Genomic DNA, 17027 nt, shown 5'->3' with positions numbered 1-17027 from the left:
CTCGTTTGGGTCAGCCGCCTAGCTAAATCAGCCGCCGCGATCATTCAAGGTGGCGTGCGCGGGAAAGATCGCCTTGGCGTCTGTCGCGCTTGGTGGGGCGTCCTTTTCCTTCAAATCGGGGGTTTTCGGGAACGTGCGTTTCCTTTGGCGGCGGTGGGGGCGACATATCGGAATAAAGCGTTTGCGCCTCGGGGGCCGGACCGCGCCGGGTGCCAAGCAGCACGACCTCGACGATGCGCACCACACGCCCTTGTGAAAAGGTCAGCACATCGCCCGGACTGATCGTGGTGGCGCACTTGCTGACCCGCTCGCCATTCACCCGCACATTGCCTGCCCCCACTTGGGTGGCCGCCAGTGAGCGGGATTTGAAAAAGCGGGCAAACCACAGCCATTTGTCCAGCCGCAGCTTGTCCGCCGATGCGCTCACTTATTTGCCGTCCTTGAGCCCCATGAGGGCTGCGGCGAACGGGTTGTCAGGGTCGATGGCCTTTTCCTTCTTGGGGGGCCGTGCCGAGAAGTTTTGCGACTTGTCGCCCCCGTCGCGGCGCGGGCCTTTGCCCTTGCCCTTGCCACCGGGTGTGCCCTGCTTGCCACGAGGTTTGCCTCCGTTTTGCGGGCGACGGTTTGGCGCGCTGCGCCCCCAAGTGAAGGTGTAGAATACCTCGGTTTCGGGGCCAGCCACAGCCGCATCAGGGGCTGCGCCGGGGTCGATCTCGGTCTCGGAGTTGACCGGGATTTCGGCAGTAACATCGGGCGTTTCGGCAGGCTCTTCGATGATCGGCGCTTGCCCTGCATCCGCGATCTCTTCGGTGCCTGCGACCACATCATCTGCCACAGGCTCAGGCGCATCGGCGGGCATTGTTTCGGCAGTGGGTAGCGTGGCGTCAGCCGCATCCATAACCGGAATGTCAGCCGCATCCGGCGTCGCATCCTTGGTCACGACCGCGTCAGCAGGCTTCACCTTCTCGCGCTCGCCCTTTTCGGCCTTGTAGCCCAGACCTTCCATCAGCGTCGCGAACTGTTCCAGTGTCATACCGGTGATCGAGAGCATATCGGCCTTTGCCTCGAACCCGCCGCGTGAATCCTCGGCCCGCAACATGTCGGCGAGGCGTTCCAGCATGTCGATGCGGATCGCGCGGGTGCCAGCGTTGCGATAGCCCGACATCGTATCGACCCCTTGGGGGCCGTCCACCATCGCAGGCACCGTGACCAGACCGGGGGGCGGGCTTTCAGGAAATTCGCTAAGGCCCTGCGACAGCGACCACAGCACAAGGCGCAGGCGCGTCGGGGCGGGTTTCAGCAGCAAGGGCAGGAAAATGGTGAACTGACCAAAACGGATACCATGCTTGCGCAGCGCGCCGCGGGCGTCCTGATCCAACGCTTTGACATCCTCCGCGACAGCCGCACGGGGCAACACGCCAAGTGCTTCGATCATCCGAAAGGCAAAGCCTTTGGCCAGACCGTTCAACGTCTCGTCACGCTGCATGTTCATAAGCGGCTCAAACAGGGCCGCCACCTTACGGTCGATGAAATGCTGCAAACGGCGCTGTACCTTCTGGGCAACCTCGGGGCCCGCCACATCGTCCACGAAGACCTCGACCATAGGCTTGAGAGGCTCGGCCCCCGCGACCAGTTTACCAACCGCAGCAGAGCCCCACATCAGGCCGCCCTGTTCGGTAAAGTCGATTTCGGTGTCTGGCGCGTTGTAAAAACGATCGGCGCGCAAGTGGAATTGCGGGGCCAGCGCCTGCAAGGCAGCGGACTTGATCGTCTTGGCCTCGGCCGCACCTGCGCCTTTGTCTTGGCTGAAACGGAAGCCGTCCAATTTGCCGACGAACTCGCCTTCGACAGTCACTTCACCAGAATCGTTTACTTCGGCCACCATGGCTTCCTTCTGTCCTAGCCGGCGCAACAACACAGAGGTGCGCCGATCTACAAATCTTTGCGTCAGTTTCTCGTGCAGAGCATCTGACAGTCGGTCTTCTACATGGCGCGTCTCGTCGCGCCAATGGGTTTCGTCGTCAACCCACCCTTTCCGCTGAGCCACGTAGGTCCATGTGCGGATAAAGGCCAATCGCTTGCTGATCGCGTCGATATCGCCGTCGCTGCGGTCAATCCGCTTGATCTGGCGTGCCATCCAATCGTTTGGAATTGTGCCCCTTTCATGGAGATACCGAAAGATAACGTCCAAAAGGTTGGAATGTTCCGCATGGCTGATACCACGAAAGTCGGGCACGCGGCACACATCCCAAAGCAGACGGACAGAAAGCGCGTCGGTGCAGCGCGCGGTGACCTCGGCGCTTTCGGACAGGGATTTCAGCGCCATGAGGTCATCGGCCTCGCGCGCGCGCACCAAAACCTCGTGATCGGGCGGGGCCTCGAGGCTGCGCACCAGCGCGTCGATGGTGCCAAATTGCAGCGCGTGATTGCGCCATTGCAGCTTTGAGAGGGGCGTAAAGCGATGATCCATGATCGCCTGCGCCGTGCCCTCGTCCAAGGGGCGGACATCGCCCGTGACACCGAAGGTCCCGTCCTTCTGCCCCCGCCCGGCCCGCCCGGCGATCTGGGCCAGTTCATTTGGCGCGAGTGGGCGCATCCGCCGCCCGTCAAATTTCGTAAGACTTGAGAAGGCCACGTGGTCGATATCGAGGTTCAGCCCCATCCCGATGGCATCCGTCGCCACCAGAAAATCGACCTCGCCGTTCTGGTACATATCCACCTGAGCGTTCCGCGTCCGGGGGGACAGCGCGCCCATCACCACAGCCGCCCCGCCCTTTTGACGGCGGATCAGCTCGGCGATGGCGTACACATTATCCACCGAGAACCCGACGATGGCGCTGCGCGGGCGCATCCGGCTGACCTTTTTCTGCCCCGAATAGACCAGTTGCGACATGCGTTCGCGGCGCATGTATTGCGCCTCTGGCACCAGCGCGCCGATAGGGCCGCGCATGGTGTCAGCCCCCAGAAACAGCGTCTCGTGCAGGCCGCGGGCGCGCAGCAGGCGATCCGTGAACACGTGGCCGCGTTCTGGATCTGCGCACAGTTGAATTTCGTCGATGGCCAGAAAATCAATGCCCATCCCTTCGGGCATCGCCTCAACCGTGCAAACCCAGTATTGCGTGCGCGGCGGGACGATGCGTTCCTCGCCCGTGACCAGTGCCACAACCGAAGGGCCGCGCAACGCAACGATCCGGTCATAGACCTCGCGCGCCAGCAAGCGCAGCGGCAGGCCGATCACACCCGTGCGGTGGCCCAGCATCCGTTCGATCGCATAGGTCGTCTTGCCTGTGTTGGTGGGGCCAAGAACTGCCACCACCCGCGCGTCGCCCGACATCGCACTTCTCCCGCTTGGCGGCCTCGTCTGGTTCAGAGTTCGCGGCCGATGCCTTTGGCTTTGAGCTGCTCGAGCGCCTTGGTGGCGTTTTCGTGGTTGGGATGCAAGTCGAGGACCTGTTCAAAGGCCGAGCGGGCACGGACATAGTCGCCAAATTCCTGCAACATCACGCCCAGACCAAAGATCGCGTTGTAATTGTCGGGGTTCAGGATCAGGGCGCGCTGCAAGTCATCCAGTGCCGGGCCGTAAAGCCCCTTCATGTAATAGGCGGTGGCACGCGCATGCCAGCCTTCGGCAAATTCGGGCGCATGGTCAGTCACAGCCGTCAGATGCTCAATCGCGATGTCGGCGTTATCGTCCTCAAGCGCGTCGCGGCCCCGGCGCAGCAGCATATCAAGCGCCGTAGAGCCCGACTGCGCCCACGCCCGCTCGATCTCGCGGGTGAGGCGCGCAGCCTCCGCCGGTTCGGCGGTGCGTAACGCATCCTTCATCTCGTCCAATGAAGATTGCGCCCATGCGGGTAAGGAATTCCCTACTGTCAGTAAAAGTGCCGTGACGACAGGGTAGAGTTTGCGAAGTCGAGTGCCCATAGTTGTCAATGTAACAGGCGAACCTGCGAATTCTAGTAAGACAGGCCAGCCAACCAACAAAAAGGCATCAAAGATGAGTGACACAGTAAACGAAGCCGTAACCGTTCTGAACGAAAAGCTGGCGGGTGCCGATTTTTCGGGCACCGCGAAATTCGACATCGAAGGCGAAGGGGCCGTGATGATTGATGAAAGCGGCGCACGTGCGGCGGATGATGCAGCGGATGTGACCTTGTCGGCGGATGTCGAGACGTTCAAGGCGATCCTTGACGGCTCAACCAACCCGACCTCGGCCTTTATGACGGGCAAACTGAAGGTGGACGGTGACATGGGCATGGCGATGAAACTGGCGGCAGTTCTGGCCTGATGACCTTGCAGGCTGCCCCTCTTTTTTCCGACGTCAGCCCCGCACCATTGGATGGGGCAGCCTACTGGACAAAAACCTCGGACGGGGTGCGCATCCGGATTGGGGTCTTTGCCCCGGATGCCCCCAAGGGAACGGTCCTGCTGTTTCCGGGGCGCACCGAATACGTGGAAAAATACAGCCCCGCCGCTGCCGATCTGGCGGCGCGCGGTTTTGCCACCGTTGCGGTGGACTGGCGGGGGCAAGGGATTGCAGATCGCCTGCTTGATGATGGCCGCATCGGCCATGTCGAGGTGTTTACCGATTATCAGCGTGACGTGGTGGCCGCAGTCGACGCGGCTCACGAGCTGAACCTGCCCAAGCCCTTCTTTCTGCTTGGCCACTCGATGGGCGGTTGCATTGGGCTGCGCGCCTTGCACGAAGGACTGGAGGTGGCAGCGGCCGCCTTTACCGGTCCGATGTGGGGCATCCGCATCTCGCCCCACCTGCGACCGGTGGCCTGGGCATTGGGCCGGGTGATGCCGGTTCTGGGCCAAGGCCACCGCCTGCCACCGGGCACCGTTATCGATTCATATGTACTGACGGCCCCCTTTGACGACAATATGCTCACCACCGATGTCGAGATGTACGACATGATGCGCACGCAATTGCAGGCTCATCCCGAACTGGCCCTTGGCGGACCCAGCTTTGTGTGGCTGCGTGAGGCGCTGGATGAAACGCTTGCGCTGGCGCAAATGCCGGCCCCGGACCTGCAATGCGATACATTCCTGGGAACCAACGAACGGATTGTGCATATCGGTCGGATCGAGGCGCGGATGGACAGCTGGTCAGACGGCGTCCTGCACATGATCGAAGGTGGCGAGCACGAAGTGCTGATGGAAGACCCCGAAACCCGCACCCGCATCTTCGACACGCTGGCCACGCGGTTCGAAAAGGCTGCCTGACGCTGGCGTATGCGCCGTGACAGACTAAGTAGGTCTGCATGAGTGTGCTGACCTTTACCCCCGATGGCATCTATTGCGCGGCTGGCGATTTCTATATCGACCCGTGGCGCCCCGTACCGCGCGCCCTGATCACGCACGGGCATGCGGACCACGCGCGTTGGGGCATGGGCAACTATCTGGCGAGCGATATCGCGGCCCCCGTGATGCGCCACCGGCTTGGTGATATCGCTTTGGACACCATCACATATGGCGAACGGCGTGTGATCGGCGATGCCACCGTGTCCTTTCATCCCGCAGGCCATGTCCCCGGCTCGGCCCAGATCCGGGTCGAGGTCGCAGGCGAGGTCTGGGTCGCCTCGGGCGACTACAAGGTGGTGGATGATGGGCTGTCCACCCCGTTTGAACCCGTCAAATGTCACCATTTCATCACCGAAAGCACCTTTGGCCTGCCGGTCTTTCGCTGGCAGGATCAGGCCGTCATCGCGACCCAGATCAATGATTGGTGGGCCGGGTGCGCAGCGGCGGGCAAGACCGCCTTTCTGGGCTGCTACGCGCTTGGCAAGGCGCAGCGCCTCATGAGCATGCTGAACCCCGAGATCGGCCCGATCCTGACCCATACCGCGATTGAAAACACCAATGCGGTGATGCGCGATCAGGGGATTGATCTGGTGGATACAATCCGCGCCGATGCCGATCTGACTCCCAAGGATCATCCCGGCGCGCTGGTGCTGGCACCCCCATCAGCGCTTGGCTCGGCATGGGCGCGCAAATTCGGGGCGCGGGAAACCGCCTTTGCAAGTGGCTGGATGGCTGTGCGCGGGATCAGGCGTCGGCGCGCCGGGGATCGGGGGTTTGTGATTTCCGACCATGCCGATTGGGTCGGACTGCTTTCGGCAATCAAGGAAACCCGTGCGGAAAACATATACGTCACACATGGTTACACGGATATCTTCGCGCGCTACCTGAATGCCGAAGGTTGGACTGCCGAGGTCGTACCAACCGAATTCGGTGGGGACGAAGCTGAGGACGCGGCATGAAAGATTTCGCTGCCCTGTTCAACGCCATCGACCAATCCACCAAAACAACCGTCAAGGTCGCCGCCCTCGCTGATTATTTCGCAAACGCTGCCGAAAGTGACCGGGTCTGGACCATCGCGATCTTTTCCGGCCGTCGCCCGAAGCGGGCCGTGACCACGACGCGGCTGCGCGAATGGGCGGCAGAAGTGGCGGACATCCCCCTGTGGCTGTTCGAGGAAGCCTATCCCATCGTCGGCGATCTGGCCGAAACCATCGCGCTGGTGCTGCCGCCGCCTGATGAAACCTCTGATCTCGGTTTAACGCGTTGGATCAATACCCTGCGCGCCCTCGCTGATGTCGAGGAAAGCGCGCGCAAAGTGGTTGTTCTTGAGGCGTGGCGCACCCTCGATCCCACGCAGCGGTTTCTCTTCAACAAGCTGCTGACAGGTGGTTTCCGCATCGGCGTCAGTCAAAAGCTGATGACCCGCGCGCTGGCCCGCGCCACAGGCGGAGACGAGGCCGAAATGGCGCACCGGCTGATGGGCGACTGGAACCCGGCCGACGTCACATGGCACAGCCTCATCGAAGCTGCTGACCCGGCGGCGAACGCCTCGCGTCCCTACCCGTTCTACCTTGCCTACGCGCTCGAGAGTGAACCGGAAAATCTAGGCAAGCCAGAGGATTGGCAGGCAGAGTGGAAGTGGGACGGCATCCGAGGCCAGCTTATCCTGCGCGATGGGCAACACTTTGTCTGGTCGCGCGGCGAAGAGTTGATGACCAACCGCTTTCCCGAACTGGCACGGGCGCGCGACTTCATCCCCGATGGCACGGTGCTGGATGGGGAAATTCTGGCCTGGGGCGATGGCGTCCCGCAGAACTTCAACGTCTTGCAGAAACGGATCGGGCGCAAGACCGTGCCCAAAAAACTGCTCAAGGACGCGCCGGTGATCCTTTATGCCTACGATCTGCTGGAATGGCAGGGACAGGACATGCGCGACACCGCCCAAAAAGACCGCCGTGCCCTGCTGGAAAAGCTCTGCAAAGGTCTGCCCGAGGACGCGCCGATCAAGCTTTCGCCCACCGTCGCGTTCGACGATTGGCGCGCCCTCGCCCAGACCCGCAGCAATGCGCGCGAGGCCCAGGCCGAAGGGCTGATGCTCAAGCGCCGCGATAGCCCCTACCTGACGGGGCGCAAGAAAGGGGACTGGTGGAAGTGGAAACTCGACCCGCTGACCATTGATGCGGTGATGATCTATGCTCAGGCCGGGTCAGGCAGGCGCGCCAATCTGTTTACCGACTTCACCTTCGCGGTCTGGAACGGCAACGACCTAGTCCCCTTCACCAAAGCCTATTCCGGCCTGACGGACGAAGAGTTTCGCAAGATCACAGCTTGGGTGAAAAAGAACACCGTGCAACGGTTCGGTCCCGTGCGCAGCGTCACACCGCACCACGTCTTCGAAATCGCTTTCGAGGGGATACAGGCCTCTTCCCGTCACAAATCCGGCGTGGCATTGCGGTTTCCGCGCATGTCCCGTTGGCGCCGTGACAAACCCCTGCAAGAGGCCAACAGCCTCGATGATCTGAAAGAAATGCTGAAAACCTATGGATAATGCCGACCCGCCATTCGCCCCCGCGCCTCCAACGCATCCCTTGCCAAAAGGCGCTTGGGACGCGCATGTGCACATGCTCGGCGGCCCACAACACCCCTTGTCACCGAACCGGGCACAAAACCCGGCACCCGGGCACGATTTTGACGATTGGCTGGCGATGCTGCGGGACCACCTTGCGGCACTGGGCTGCGCGCACGCGCTGATCGTACACTCGATCCTTTACGGGACGGACAACGCGGTCACCTGTGATGCGGTCGCAGCGCTCGGGGCTGACTTCAAGGGGGTGGGGCTACTGCCCGACGGGGCCGATCTTGCGGCTGTGCGGACCCTGTCGCGCGCCAACTGCGTTGCGGTGCGACTGAATTACGTGCATGGCGGTGTGCTGACATGGGACGGGGCCAAGGCGATGGCCCCGCTGCTGGCAGACCACGGCATGCACATCCAGATGCTGCTGCACGCAGACAAACATGTCGCTGAACTCGCGAGCGATATCCGCGCCCTGCCCGTCCCGCTGGTCATCGACCATTGCGGCTGGCCCACAACGCTCAAGCCGGATCGCGCCGCCATCGACACGCTCTGCGCGCTACTCAGCGAAGGGCACATCCACATAAAACTCTCCGCCCCCTACCGGCTCACACGCGACATCACGCAGACCGAACCACTGATGCGGCGATTGATCGACGCCAACCCAGATCGCTGCCTCTGGGGCTCGGACTGGCCACACATCATGCTGGGGAAGGCGAAAATGCCGCGCGCCGCCACATTGGCAGACCACCTGAGCGCAATCACGCGCCCCCATGAACGCCAAAAAATCCTCGTCGACACACCCAACCGCCTGTTCCTGACCTGATCGCTTTCATTTCGCCAGATAAACCGCGGGGGTATGGGGGCTGGCCCCCAGCCTGTCGGCGCGCGAAACAAACGGCATCGCCCTTGCCCCCGCAGGCTCGCACCCATACCTATTGCGCAACACAACACGAGGTTTTTCACCATGCTGCACCTGCCCTTCCCCGTTTGCGACGCTGCCACTCAATCAGGGGGCGAGCCACTGGGCAATCTGCCGGAATGGAATCTCGATGACCTCTACGCCGGCGAAAACGCGCCCGAACTCAAGCGCGATCTTGATTGGCTGGAAACGGCGTGCACCAGTTTCGCGACCGACTACGAAGGCAAGCTCGACCAACTCGACGCCAAAGGGCTGCTCAACTGCATTCACCGCCAGGAACGGATCAACCAGATCGCAGGGCGGATCATGTCCTTCGCGGGTCTGCGCTATTACCAACTGACCACCGATGCCGGCCGGGCAAAATTCATGTCCGATTGCCAGGAGAAGATCACCAACTTCACCACCCCGCTCGTCTTCTTCACGCTCGAACTCAACCGGCTCGAGGACGACCACCTGGACAAAGCCATGGCCGAAAATGCGGATCTGGCGCGTTACAAACCGGTCTTTGACAAGATCCGCGCGATGAAGCCCCACCAGCTTTCGGATGAGATGGAGAAGTTTCTGCACGATCTCGGTGTCGTCGGCGACGCGTGGGAGCGGCTCTTTGACGAAACCATTGCCGGGCTGGAATTCAACATCGACGGAGATTTGCTCAACATCGAGGGCACGCTGAATTTCCTCACCGATCCCGACCGTAAGAAGCGCGAAACCGCCGCACGCGAACTGGCCGAAGTGTTCAGCGGCAACATCAAGACCTTTGCCCGCGTCCACAACACACAGGCCAAGGAAAAGGAAATCATCGACCGGTGGCGCGGCATGCCCACCGCGCAAACGGGGCGGCACCTGTCCAACCAGGTCGAACCCGAAGTGGTCGAGGCCCTGCGCAACGCCGTTGTCGCCGCCTATCCCAAACTCAGCCATCGCTACTATGAACTTAAACGCAAATGGCTCGGGCTCGAGCGGATGCAGGTCTGGGACCGCAACGCGCCCCTGCCCATGGAAGATCCGCGTATCGTGGACTGGGACGAGGCCGAGAAAACCGTCATGGACGCCTACAACGCGTTCGATCCCCGCATGGGGGAGTTGGCGCAGCCGTTTTTCAACAAGGGTTGGATTGATGCGGGCGTGAAACCGGGCAAGGCACCGGGTGCCTTTGCCCATCCCACGGTCACGGACGTCCATCCTTACGTGATGCTGAACTACCTCGGCAAACCGCGCGATGTGATGACGCTGGCCCACGAACTCGGCCACGGCGTCCACCAGGTGCTCGCGGCGGGGCAAGGCGAGATGCTTTCCTCCACCCCGCTGACACTGGCCGAAACGGCGTCGGTTTTTGGCGAAATGCTGACCTTCCGCAAAATGCTGGACGGCGCCGAAACACCCGCGCAGCGCAAGGTCATGCTGGCAGGCAAGGTCGAGGACATGATCAACACCGTCGTGCGCCAGATCGCGTTCTACGACTTTGAGTGCAAACTGCACGAGGCGCGGCGCGGCGGAGAGCTGACGCCCGAAGACATCAACGCGCTGTGGATGTCGGTGCAGGCAGAGTCGCTTGGGCCCGCCTTCGATTTCATGGACGGGTACGAGACGTTCTGGGCCTACATCCCCCACTTCGTGCACTCGCCCTTCTACGTCTACGCCTACGCCTTCGGCGACGGGCTCGTGAACGCGCTCTACTCGGTCTATGCCGAGGGTGCAGACGGGTTCGAGAACAAGTATTTCGATATGCTCAAAGCGGGTGGCTCCAAACACCACAAAGAGCTTCTGGCCCCCTTCGGCCTTGATGCCTCGGACCCGAAATTCTGGGACAAAGGGCTGTCGATGATCTCGGGGTTTATCGATGAATTGGAAGCGATGGAAGGATAACTGTCCTGCGCGCGGGATGTCCGTCTGGATTGTCGAAAGACCACAAGCGCTTGGACACGAATGTCCGCTTTGCGAACAAAGCGGACTTTGGTCAATTAACTGGCACAACTACTCGCTTTTGCTCCGGCCCTCCTTCAAATCTTCTCATTCGACTAGACACTACGGTTCCTGGAACAAACTCCCACTTTTCCAAATCTGGATCGTAGTCGGGTGTTGCCTGAAGCAGATATCTACCCTCGCCCAACGATTTGGCTGTGGTTGGGCGCCAAACATCGACGCCCTCATCTTCTAAATAGACGTAAATCTCTACCGTTTCTGACATTTCCCACTCTCAAGATTTCGGTGCTTAGGTTTTGCAGTTCGTGTGGATTAGCAGGAGCTTGCTGCGTTTGGTAGGTATGGGCTCACACCCGCCGTTCACCCCCCCAAATCACTTCAACTGCGAATCCTTCGACCCCCGTCGATTGATCCCGCCCCGTCCCTTGAACGCCGCATCCCGCTCAGCCACGCAGTCAACGCACAACTTCACGCCCGGCAGGGCCACGCGGCGCGCTTCGGGGATTGGCTCTTCGCACTCGGCGCAATATTTCGCGCTTTCCCCCACCGGGGCGCGGCGCGCTTTCATCCGCGCCAGTTCGTCCGAAATCGACGCTTCGATCTGTTCGCTCACCGCGCCGTCTTTGGCCCATCCGCCCGCCATATCTACCCCCTTGCCTCGGCAAAAACCGCATCAATGACCGCTTGCGTGCCGCGCGCATCCTCAAGCCGCCAGGGATAGGGTGCCCCCTCGCGCAGATGCGCGCAGAACGCCTCGACCTGCAGAACGTAATGATTGACGCCCGGAAACCGCTCTTCGGTGATCGACGACGGGCGCCCGCCCCCATGCACGTTCTTCTGCAATTCTAACCGCGCGGTGCCAAAACCGCCCGCATTGAAGGGCGCTGTCAATTTGATCACCCCATCGGAGCCGAAAAACGTCATCTCCTGATAGGGGTGCATGCGCATCGAGGTGACCCAATGGGCGTTGAACCCGGGAAAGCGGGCGGCGACGCGCGCCAGCACATCGACGCCATTCTCGAAATCCACATCTGCGTGGGTGATTTCCACCGGCTCCTCCCCACTCAGCCAGCGGGTCGCGCCATAGGTGTAGACGCCGATATCCGGGATACCGCCGCCACCGGTTTCGGGACGATTGCGCACGTTGGCCGTGTCGGCCCCGTTGTCATAGCAAAACATTGCATCCACGTGGATCAGCTTACCAATCTCGCCCGCCTGATAGAGCGCGCGGGCGCGGTGCCATTGGGGGTGATGCACGATCATGTAGGCTTCGGTCGCAAACAGACCGGAGCTGTCGCGCGCCTCGATCAGCGCGTCATAGTCGGACGCTGCCATCGCCATTGGCTTTTCGCACAGCACATGTTTACCCGCCGCCATGGCCTTCAATGACCACGCCACGTGCAGATGATTGGGCAGCGGGATATAGACCGCGTCGATCGACGGATCGGCCAGCAGGGCGTCATAGCCGTCATAGATCTTCAAGCCGGGGCAAAACGCGGAAAATGGCCCGGCCTTGGCTGGATCTGACGTCGCCAAAGCGGACAGTTCCGCACCTTGCGCGGCGTGGATCGCCGGGGCCATATCCTTGCGCGCAAAGTTACTCGCCCCCAAAATTCCCCATCTGATTGGCTTTGACATGGTGACCTCGCACAGCTGAACACTCTGCAACATAGCACCCGATGTGAGCATCGCAACGCGTCAGCCCCACCGCTGTGGAACCCACCGGCCAGCATCAAAACGAAAAAGGCCCCGCACAATGGCAGGGCCATTCACATCTCAAAAGGGGTCGGGTCAGGCGGTCGCCATCAACCCTTTGGATTTCGCGATATCGCGCATTTTCTTCTGCAGTTTTTCGAAGGCGCGCACCTCGATCTGACGGATGCGTTCGCGGCTGACCTTGTACTGCTCGGACAACTCCTCGAGCGTAACGACCTTTTCGGCCAGCCGGCGCTGCGTGAGGATATCCTTCTCGCGCTCGTTCAGAACGTCCAGCGCCTCGGCCAGCATCTCGCGGCGCACTTCCAACTCGTCTTGCGCCTCATAGTCGCCCGCTTGGTCGGCGCTTTCATCCTCGAGCCAGTCCTGCCATTGCATCGTCCCCTCACCTTCGGAGCCGACAGTGGCGTTCAGCGATGCGTCCCCGCCCGACAGGCGGCGGTTCATCGAGATCACCTCGCTCTCGGTCACACCCAGGTCGGTTGCGATACGTGCCACATTCTCGGGGCGCAAATCGCCTTCTTCCAGCGCGCCGATCTTGTTCTTGGCCTTGCGCAGGTTGAAGAACAGTTTCTTCTGAGCCGAGGTGGTGCCAAGTTTCACAAGGCTCCACGAGCGCAGGATATATTCCTGGATCGAGGCGCGGATCCACCACATCGCATAGGTCGCAAGGCGAAAGCCTTTTTCGGGGTCGAACCGTTTGACGGCTTGCATCAGGCCCACATTGGCCTCCGAAATCACCTCGGCCTGCGGCAGGCCGTAGCCGCGATACCCCATGGCGATCTTGGCGGCCAGACGCAGGTGGCTTGTGACCATCCGGTGGGCCGCTTCGGTGTCTTCCTTTTCGACCCAGGCCTTGGCGAGCATGTATTCTTCTTCCGGCTCAAGCAGCGGGAATTTACGGATTTCCTGCATATAGCGGTTCAATCCACCCTCGGGGGTGGGTGCGGGCAGATTTGCGTAATTGGCCATTTTGTCCCTCCTGGTGCCCCTCAAACCTTTCATGTTTAGAGGCTTAACATTGAATATGGGACGGCGATCACACCCTTTCAAGGTGCGAGGGTCGTCGGTTGGTGTGATATTGGCATGCGCGATCCTGAATGTGCAGCCCCGCAGCCCGGCCCTCACGCGCACGTGCTGATCATTTCAGAAACCCAGGGTCGCACGGCGATGTTGCACAGCCAAGCTAACAAAACCTTAACGCAGAAGGGCCAAAAGTGTTTCAAAGTCTTCGGGCAAGGCGGCCTCGAATCGCATCTGTTCGCCGCTGATGGGGTGATCAAAGCCCAGCACCGCCGCATGCAGCGCCTGACGCCCAAAGCCGGAAACGGCCACCGCCGCCGCATCACTGAGCGCGCCGCGTGCCAGCTTGCGCCGCCCGCCATAGACCGGATCACCGACCAGCCCATGTCCGGCATGGGCCATGTGCACGCGGATCTGATGCGTCCGCCCCGTTTCGAGCCAGCATTCGATCTGCGCCAGCACTTCGGGGCTGCCATAGCGTTCGACCAGCCGCGCCCGCGTCACCGCATGCCGCCCGCCCTGAAACAGCACCGCCTGGCGTTGACGATCCGTCTTGTGCCGCGCCAGTTGGGTCGTGATCTTGAGCACATTGCCGGACTCGAAATTCGTACCCTTGATCCCGCGCAGACGCGGATCGGCCGCATCGGGCACACCGTAGACCAAAGCGCGGTAGTAGCGCTCAACCGTGTGGGCCGCGAATTGATCGGCCAACCCGTGATGGGCGGCGTCGGATTTGGCCACGACCAACAGTCCGCTTGTGTCCTTGTCGATCCGGTGCACGATGCCGGGGCGTTTCAGCCCCCCTACCCCGGACAGATCATCGCCACAGTGAAACATCAGCGCGTTGACCAAAGTGCCCGAAGGTGAGCCGGGGGCAGGATGCACAACCATGCCCGCGGGTTTGTTGACCACGATCAGGTCGCCGTCCTCGTGTACGATCTCGAGCGGGATGTCTTCGGGCGCAATATGGCTGTCCTGCGCCTCAACCACTGTCACCGTGATCGCCGCCCCCGCGACCACGCGTCCCTTGGGATCGACCGTCACGATGCCATCGACGGACACCGCCCCGTCCGCCACCAGACGGGCGAGCCGGGTGCGCGACAGCGCCGCCCCCTCTGGCACGTCGCGCGCAATGGCCTTATCAAGGCGCGGCGGGGGTGCCTCGCCGATCACAAAGGATATGGTGTTGGACGACATCGAAACCCCTATCGAACCGACCAATCTGCGGTTCCTGCGCCGGTTGGTGACGGTGCTGACCGCCATCATGATTTTCGGCGTTCTAACGGTGATCGGACTGCTTGTCATCCGCCTGAATGCGGACCCCACTCCGATGGTACTGCCCGAACAGGTGACATTGCCGGACGGCGCTGTGGCGACCGCCTTTACCGTCGGCTCGGACTGGTTCGCGGTGGTGACCGAAACGGACGAAATCCTGATCTTTGATCAGGTGACGGGCACGCTGCGCCGGACCATAACGCTGGACTAACCTAAAAAAGGGGGGGGGTGGTACCACCTCCTGGTCTCGAACCAGGGACCTCTTGATCCACAATCAAGCGCTCTAACCTACTGAGCTAAGGCGGCACTGAGGCTGAGATACCTCTGAGGTCGCGCGATTGCAAGACCGTGAAAACCAGAAAAAGCGTCAGAACCGGTAGGACCATATCTGTTCGACCAAATCCTGTCCAAAGGATCGGACCGGGCGGCTGTCGCCCAACTGCCAACCGGTGCGCGCATAGAGGGCGCACGCGGCGCGGTGGCTTTCATGGGTCCATAGCTGCATGCCGCGATACCCTTTGGATCTGGCATAGCCCATGCACTCCGCAAGCAACCTGGCTCCAACCCCCTGCCCGCGCGCGTCCGGCACCAGCAGAAACAGGCGCAGTTTGGCGGTACGATCATTGAGGCGCACGCAAAAGATGGACCCCAGGCGCGTATCACCGGCCTGCGCAATCCAGCCCTGTTCGCAAGTAGGGTCGTGATCAGCGTTGAAGCCTTCGAGAATCTCGCGCACCAGCACCCCGAAACTGGCGTCAAACCCTTCGGCTTGCGCATATTGGAGGCCGTGTTGCTCGACCAGCCAATCGGTGTCTTCGGGGCGAAAGGGGCGCAAGGTGATCGGGCTCATGCCCTATCCTGCAACCCGCGATCTTGCCTTTCAAGGGGCCGCGCGATAGCACAGGTTCTTCAGGCCAGAGCGGAGGCGACCATGGGTATCAACAGCGAACGCGACATTGAGGCAAACATGCAGATCGGCCCAACCGATCAGGGCATGGTGCGCATCTATATCGAAGCAAAAGGCGTTGAAGTCCCCATGGATTTCGACCCCGAAGAGGCCGAGGAAATCGCGGACGAAATTCGGGCCGCAGCCAAAGCCGCCCGCGCCGTCTGATCTCCGTTCAGGGGGCCTTGATGGTTTCCAGGGCCCGGTCCGCTTCGGGCACGTTGAGGGTCGACCATGTGTCATCGCGCGGCGGCGACGGCGGCGTGTCGCAGGCACGGCGATGGATGTTCACCTTGGCGATGAAGTGGGCGGAGATCGGCGCGGTCACGAACAGGAACGACATGATCAGCAGCTCATGCATGGACGTCTCGCCAAGTGTGTAGGAATGCAGCATCGACGCCATCAACAGCGATCCAATCCCCACAGTGCCCACTTTGGTCGGCGCATGCAGGCGGGTCATGGAGTCGTTGAACTTGAGCAGCCCGATCACGCCCACAATGGCAAAGCCGGACCCGATCAGCAGGAAGACGGCAACGGCATATGTCAAAACGACCTCGATCATTCGATAATATCCCCCCGCAAAATGAACCGCGCCAGTGCGACAGTAGATACAAAGCCCAGCATCGCAATCAGCAGCGACACTTCGAAGTAGATCTGGACGCCCTGATAAATCCCAAGCAGCACAACCAGCCCAAGCGCGTTGATCACCATCGTGTCCAGCGCCAGGATGCGGTCGCCAGCGGTCGGCCCCATCACAAGGCGTACCATCGACAGAACCTGCGCCAGCACAATCACCACGAACGTGATGATCAGCGCGGTATTCATGAAATCAGTGGCGGCACTCATGCGAAAATCTCCTTAAGGCGGGCCTCGTAGCGGGTCTTGATCTCGTCGCGGACGCCATCGGGGTCATCGGTGTGCAGTACATGCACAAGCAGCGAGTGCCCTTCATCCGACAAATCCGCCGACACGGTGCCGGGTGTTAGGGTGATCGTGCCCGCCAGCACCGTAATCGCCTCGGGCTGCCGCAAATCCAGCGGGATCACGATCCATGCAGGTTTGAGCTTGGCATTCGGGACGGTCAGCACGATCCACGCGACCTCAACGTTGGCCACCAGAATGTCCCAGATCACCATGATCGAGTAGCTGACCATCTTGCCCAGATGAAACCCCTGCGGCGTGTCAGGCCACCAGACGGCCGTCATCCACGGGATGATCACGCCCAGGATGATCCCAAAGACCACCATCCCGGCAGACACCTGATTTTGCAGCAATATCCAGACCACCGCCAGCAGCAGTGTCAGGAAGGGGTGCGGCAGAAGCCAACGGAATGCACGGGTCAT

The 17027-nt window shown here is 61.3% G+C and carries 19 protein-coding genes and 1 tRNA gene; 8 read left to right on the top strand and 12 right to left on the bottom strand.

Annotated elements, in window-relative coordinates:
- Positions 1-40: 40 nt before the first annotated feature.
- From Q0908_RS08605 to Q0908_RS08595, 3 genes are read right to left on the bottom strand one after another with little or no spacing between them, the layout of a single operon-like run.
- The gene (locus tag Q0908_RS08605) at positions 41-427 is read right to left on the bottom strand and encodes an RNA-binding S4 domain-containing protein (protein ID WP_299283028.1); all 387 of its coding nucleotides are present in this window, start codon (positions 425-427) and stop codon (positions 41-43) included.
- The gene (locus Q0908_RS08600) at positions 428-3334 is read right to left on the bottom strand and encodes a helicase-related protein (protein ID WP_299283025.1); all 2907 of its coding nucleotides are present in this window, start codon (positions 3332-3334) and stop codon (positions 428-430) included.
- Between the two features lie 32 nt (positions 3335-3366).
- Complete coding sequence (locus Q0908_RS08595; protein WP_299283022.1) at positions 3367-3924, bottom strand: tetratricopeptide repeat protein; 558 nt, start codon at positions 3922-3924, stop codon at positions 3367-3369.
- Between the two features lie 73 nt (positions 3925-3997).
- On the opposite strand from Q0908_RS08595, the gene Q0908_RS08590 reads away from it, so the two are divergent.
- The 6 genes from Q0908_RS08590 (at position 3998) to Q0908_RS08565 (ending at position 10667) form a co-directional block, all read left to right on the top strand.
- Positions 3998-4288, top strand: a complete 291-nt coding sequence (locus tag Q0908_RS08590; protein WP_299283019.1) for an SCP2 sterol-binding domain-containing protein — start codon at positions 3998-4000, stop codon at positions 4286-4288.
- Entirely contained in the window at positions 4288-5229 is a 942-nt protein-coding gene (locus tag Q0908_RS08585; RefSeq protein ID WP_299283016.1) for an alpha/beta hydrolase, read from the top strand. Before Q0908_RS08590 ends, Q0908_RS08585 begins: the two co-directional genes overlap by 1 nt.
- A gap of 38 nt (positions 5230-5267) precedes the next feature.
- Complete coding sequence (locus Q0908_RS08580) at positions 5268-6266, top strand: ligase-associated DNA damage response exonuclease (RefSeq protein ID WP_299283013.1); 999 nt, start codon at positions 5268-5270, stop codon at positions 6264-6266.
- The gene (locus tag Q0908_RS08575; RefSeq protein WP_299283010.1) at positions 6263-7855 is read left to right on the top strand and encodes an ATP-dependent DNA ligase; all 1593 of its coding nucleotides are present in this window, start codon (positions 6263-6265) and stop codon (positions 7853-7855) included. Before Q0908_RS08580 ends, Q0908_RS08575 begins: the two co-directional genes overlap by 4 nt.
- Positions 7848-8705, top strand: a complete 858-nt coding sequence (locus Q0908_RS08570; RefSeq protein WP_299283007.1) for an amidohydrolase family protein — start codon at positions 7848-7850, stop codon at positions 8703-8705. Before Q0908_RS08575 ends, Q0908_RS08570 begins: the two co-directional genes overlap by 8 nt.
- 141 nt (positions 8706-8846) lie before the next feature.
- A complete protein-coding gene (locus tag Q0908_RS08565; RefSeq protein WP_299283004.1) occupies positions 8847-10667 on the top strand; it encodes a M3 family oligoendopeptidase in 1821 nt (606 codons plus the stop codon).
- 430 nt (positions 10668-11097) lie between these two features.
- Here Q0908_RS08565 and Q0908_RS08560 read toward each other — a convergent pair whose 3' ends face one another.
- From Q0908_RS08560 to Q0908_RS08545, 4 genes are all read right to left on the bottom strand, one after another.
- The gene (locus tag Q0908_RS08560; protein WP_299283001.1) at positions 11098-11367 is read right to left on the bottom strand and encodes a DksA/TraR family C4-type zinc finger protein; all 270 of its coding nucleotides are present in this window, start codon (positions 11365-11367) and stop codon (positions 11098-11100) included.
- A 2-nt stretch (positions 11368-11369) separates the two neighbouring features.
- Positions 11370-12362: a Gfo/Idh/MocA family oxidoreductase gene (locus Q0908_RS08555; RefSeq protein WP_299282998.1), complete on the bottom strand. Its 993-nt coding sequence runs from the start codon at positions 12360-12362 to the stop codon at positions 11370-11372.
- Between the two features lie 153 nt (positions 12363-12515).
- Positions 12516-13412: an RNA polymerase sigma factor RpoH gene (gene rpoH, locus Q0908_RS08550; RefSeq protein ID WP_299282996.1), complete on the bottom strand. Its 897-nt coding sequence runs from the start codon at positions 13410-13412 to the stop codon at positions 12516-12518.
- 225 nt (positions 13413-13637) lie between these two features.
- Positions 13638-14660: an RluA family pseudouridine synthase gene (locus Q0908_RS08545; protein ID WP_299282994.1), complete on the bottom strand. Its 1023-nt coding sequence runs from the start codon at positions 14658-14660 to the stop codon at positions 13638-13640.
- Between Q0908_RS08545 and Q0908_RS08540 the strand changes: the two genes are divergently transcribed.
- Entirely contained in the window at positions 14644-14949 is a 306-nt protein-coding gene (locus tag Q0908_RS08540) for a DUF6476 family protein (RefSeq protein ID WP_299282991.1), read from the top strand. The two genes, Q0908_RS08545 and Q0908_RS08540, sit on opposite strands and share 17 nt — an antisense overlap.
- An 18-nt stretch (positions 14950-14967) precedes the next feature.
- On the opposite strand, the gene Q0908_RS08535 is transcribed toward Q0908_RS08540, so the two are convergent.
- Together Q0908_RS08535 and Q0908_RS08530 are read right to left on the bottom strand one after the other, a co-directional pair.
- Positions 14968-15044 (bottom strand) — tRNA-His (locus Q0908_RS08535).
- 61 nt (positions 15045-15105) lie between these two features.
- On the bottom strand, positions 15106-15588 hold the full coding sequence (locus tag Q0908_RS08530; RefSeq protein WP_299282989.1) for a GNAT family N-acetyltransferase: 483 nt from the start codon (positions 15586-15588) through the stop codon (positions 15106-15108).
- A gap of 81 nt (positions 15589-15669) precedes the next feature.
- Here Q0908_RS08530 and Q0908_RS08525 point away from each other — a divergent pair, with 81 nt between their 5' ends.
- Positions 15670-15852: a DUF6324 family protein gene (locus tag Q0908_RS08525; RefSeq protein ID WP_299282987.1), complete on the top strand. Its 183-nt coding sequence runs from the start codon at positions 15670-15672 to the stop codon at positions 15850-15852.
- Between the two features lie 7 nt (positions 15853-15859).
- Here the strand turns inward: Q0908_RS08525 and Q0908_RS08520 are convergent, their stop codons facing one another.
- The 3 genes from Q0908_RS08520 to Q0908_RS08510 are packed head-to-tail and all read right to left on the bottom strand — an operon-like array spanning position 15860 to position 17027.
- A complete protein-coding gene (locus tag Q0908_RS08520; protein WP_299282984.1) occupies positions 15860-16246 on the bottom strand; it encodes a Na+/H+ antiporter subunit G in 387 nt (128 codons plus the stop codon).
- On the bottom strand, positions 16243-16530 hold the full coding sequence (locus tag Q0908_RS08515; RefSeq protein ID WP_299282981.1) for a K+/H+ antiporter subunit F: 288 nt from the start codon (positions 16528-16530) through the stop codon (positions 16243-16245). The genes Q0908_RS08520 and Q0908_RS08515 overlap by 4 nt, the downstream gene beginning before the upstream one ends.
- Positions 16527-17027 (bottom strand): Na+/H+ antiporter subunit E, encoded by a 501-nt coding sequence (locus Q0908_RS08510; RefSeq protein ID WP_299282978.1) that lies wholly within the window; start codon positions 17025-17027, stop codon positions 16527-16529. Before Q0908_RS08510 ends, Q0908_RS08515 begins: the two co-directional genes overlap by 4 nt.

It is taken from the genome of uncultured Tateyamaria sp. (assembly GCF_947494755.1).
Classification (GTDB): domain Bacteria; phylum Pseudomonadota; class Alphaproteobacteria; order Rhodobacterales; family Rhodobacteraceae; genus Tateyamaria.
Note: the sequence above shows the minus strand (reverse complement) of the source record. Positions and strands in the feature narration are given on the sequence as shown.

Excerpts from the sequence above, each read along its gene's own strand:
- Q0908_RS08600 (WP_299283025.1), bottom strand. The coding sequence starts at position 3,334 with ATGTCGGGCGACGCGCGGGTGGTGGCAGTTCTTGGCCCCACCAACACA.
- Q0908_RS08595 (WP_299283022.1), bottom strand. The coding sequence starts at position 3,924 with ATGGGCACTCGACTTCGCAAACTCTACCCTGTCGTCACGGCACTTTTA.
- Q0908_RS08590 (WP_299283019.1), top strand. The coding sequence starts at position 3,998 with ATGAGTGACACAGTAAACGAAGCCGTAACCGTTCTGAACGAAAAGCTG.
- Q0908_RS08585 (WP_299283016.1), top strand. The coding sequence starts at position 4,288 with ATGACCTTGCAGGCTGCCCCTCTTTTTTCCGACGTCAGCCCCGCACCA.
- Q0908_RS08580 (WP_299283013.1), top strand. The coding sequence starts at position 5,268 with ATGAGTGTGCTGACCTTTACCCCCGATGGCATCTATTGCGCGGCTGGC.
- Q0908_RS08575 (WP_299283010.1), top strand. The coding sequence starts at position 6,263 with ATGAAAGATTTCGCTGCCCTGTTCAACGCCATCGACCAATCCACCAAA.
- Q0908_RS08570 (WP_299283007.1), top strand. The coding sequence starts at position 7,848 with ATGGATAATGCCGACCCGCCATTCGCCCCCGCGCCTCCAACGCATCCC.
- Q0908_RS08565 (WP_299283004.1), top strand. The coding sequence starts at position 8,847 with ATGCTGCACCTGCCCTTCCCCGTTTGCGACGCTGCCACTCAATCAGGG.
- Q0908_RS08560 (WP_299283001.1), bottom strand. The coding sequence starts at position 11,367 with ATGGCGGGCGGATGGGCCAAAGACGGCGCGGTGAGCGAACAGATCGAA.
- Q0908_RS08555 (WP_299282998.1), bottom strand. The coding sequence starts at position 12,362 with ATGTCAAAGCCAATCAGATGGGGAATTTTGGGGGCGAGTAACTTTGCG.
- rpoH (WP_299282996.1), bottom strand. The coding sequence starts at position 13,412 with ATGGCCAATTACGCAAATCTGCCCGCACCCACCCCCGAGGGTGGATTG.
- Q0908_RS08540 (WP_299282991.1), top strand. The coding sequence starts at position 14,644 with ATGGTGTTGGACGACATCGAAACCCCTATCGAACCGACCAATCTGCGG.
- Q0908_RS08545 (WP_299282994.1), bottom strand. The coding sequence starts at position 14,660 with ATGTCGTCCAACACCATATCCTTTGTGATCGGCGAGGCACCCCCGCCG.
- Q0908_RS08530 (WP_299282989.1), bottom strand. The coding sequence starts at position 15,588 with ATGAGCCCGATCACCTTGCGCCCCTTTCGCCCCGAAGACACCGATTGG.
- Q0908_RS08525 (WP_299282987.1), top strand. The coding sequence starts at position 15,670 with ATGGGTATCAACAGCGAACGCGACATTGAGGCAAACATGCAGATCGGC.
- Q0908_RS08520 (WP_299282984.1), bottom strand. The coding sequence starts at position 16,246 with ATGATCGAGGTCGTTTTGACATATGCCGTTGCCGTCTTCCTGCTGATC.
- Q0908_RS08515 (WP_299282981.1), bottom strand. The coding sequence starts at position 16,530 with ATGAGTGCCGCCACTGATTTCATGAATACCGCGCTGATCATCACGTTC.
- Q0908_RS08510 (WP_299282978.1), bottom strand. The coding sequence starts at position 17,027 with ATGACCCGTGCATTCCGTTGGCTTCTGCCGCACCCCTTCCTGACACTG.